2 protein-coding genes are annotated in these 1852 nt (G+C 36.3%); one reads left to right on the top strand and one right to left on the bottom strand.

What is annotated here, in order from left to right; genetic code table 11:
* A partial coding sequence (locus tag Megvenef_RS09315; protein WP_322777642.1) for a tetratricopeptide repeat protein occupies positions 1-363 on the top strand: 363 nt, incomplete at its 5' end.
* 18 nt (positions 364-381) lie between these two features.
* Here the strand turns inward: Megvenef_RS09315 and Megvenef_RS09310 are convergent.
* The gene (locus Megvenef_RS09310; protein ID WP_322777641.1) at positions 382-1590 is read right to left on the bottom strand and encodes a hypothetical protein; all 1209 of its coding nucleotides are present in this window, start codon (positions 1588-1590) and stop codon (positions 382-384) included.
* Positions 1591-1852: the final 262 nt, after the last annotated feature.

Here is a 1852-nt window from a genome sequence, read left to right as displayed (position 1 = left end):
ATTTTATATAGAGTTAAAAAATATCAGCAGGCGATAGATGCTTATAATATGGCACTCAAATATAAACCTGATTTTGCTATAGCATATTATAACAAAGGTATCACCTTAGATGAATTAAAACAGTACGGCAAAGCAATAGCTGAATATGATAAAGCACTCAAGTACCAACCTGATTTTAAAGAAGCTATATATAATAAAGCGGTAACATTGATGCATATGGGTAAACATAAGGAAGCGGGTGAATTATATATGGGACTCTGGGATGAGGAAACTGTTGCTGAGTACAAAAAGGCCTTAGAAAGAGGTGAACACCTAGATTTTAATGGTCAACATGTCGTAATTATACCCAAAAGAGAGCCTTAGGCGTTCTTAAACTAGTTCCTATCTAGCCAAAGCATCGATTAATCTTTGAGCTGTTTCCGGAATCTTATTAGCAGCTTGCAGTGAAGTGATAGCGGCAACCAGAGTTCTAATAGTTTCAGAATATTGTTGTGCAGTTAAAACATAATCTGCTCTAAGGTAAGAGTTTGCGGCTTTTTGAGTTATGTTTGTAGTAGCTCTAAGGCCATCTGCTAAAGACAACAAGTTTTGTTTTTGATTGGCGATACTGGCTTGCTCTGCTCTGATGGTTGCTAAAGCAGTAGTATATATATTTTTAGCAAATACAATCTCGGCTGCGCCATAAACGCTAAAAAAATTTATTAATGAATTATCATACAATAAATTTATCACTTCTATTTTTGCTCCAGCTAGAGCTGGGTTTCCCCGAGCCATGGCATTGGATAATTGATCTATAGTCGCATTTGTAAAATCACAATTCATAGCTTTTAGTGCGCTAATAGTCTGAGGTAAAGTCTCGTTTAATAACGATAAAAATGAAGGGTTACCATCTCTTAACGAGGATATAGCAGTCGCTACTTCCCGCCTAGTTAATGGATTAGCACCTGTACCAGACCCCTTATTCATTCCAGCTGCATCTACTAAACTTAAATTGCGCGCTAAATCTTGGTTCACTTCAGATTGGCTATTGTAATATCTGCACCTAGTGTAGTCTTCGGCAATCCAACGATTTATCGTGTTAGCAATTGAAGACCTAAACAATTTTCCCTTACTAATATCATTTACTTTTATTCTTAACTTATCGGTTACATTCAATCCAACTTGAATTTCTATATCCCTAACATCACCTTTAAGTAGTCCTTTACCGTCAAAATCAGCAGTCTTTATCAACAAATTAAGCTGAGCCTTTTTGGTTCTCAAGCTCTTCTGGAGCACGGCAAGTTTATCCGTGGACAATAATGAGCCTGCACTACTAATAATCTTTAAACTATCTTGCAAAAGAGAGGCAATTGTTTTTAAATATTCATCGGTAACCGTTAATAGATTTACGCCGTACGCAGTGTTCTTAGCTATCGCACCGAGGAGAATTTCTCCATCTCTTAGTGAATTACCAAGAAAAGCATCAACAACTTCTACGAACACATCATTACCGGTCGTTAAGCTCGTGCCAAGACCTCTAGTCTTACTTTCGGCGGCAGCTACTTCTCTTGATACTAGACCAGTTAGGTCATTTCCTAATGTTAAAGTCATTTATTGAGCCAGTGGTAATATTTTCTTTGATTTATGTATTATGGATTTTGCACCATATCTGGGCAAAACCAGTAATGAACTAGCTAGAGTGAATAACAGAGAGTTACGTTTGGATCTGACATTATCTTCCACTAGCATAAAATTGCTTATAAATTTTGTTACCCTATGCTCTTAGGGCATATAAATGCCATTTCTTCCCACAGTGCATTTTTATATATATTGCAATGGTCTCTTAATTATTTATTAACTATTCATTGTTACA

This window comes from Candidatus Megaera venefica, assembly GCF_034554655.1.
GTDB lineage: Bacteria > Pseudomonadota > Alphaproteobacteria > Rickettsiales > Rickettsiaceae > Megaera_A > Megaera_A venefica.
This window is presented reverse-complemented; position numbering and strand designations above follow the sequence as displayed.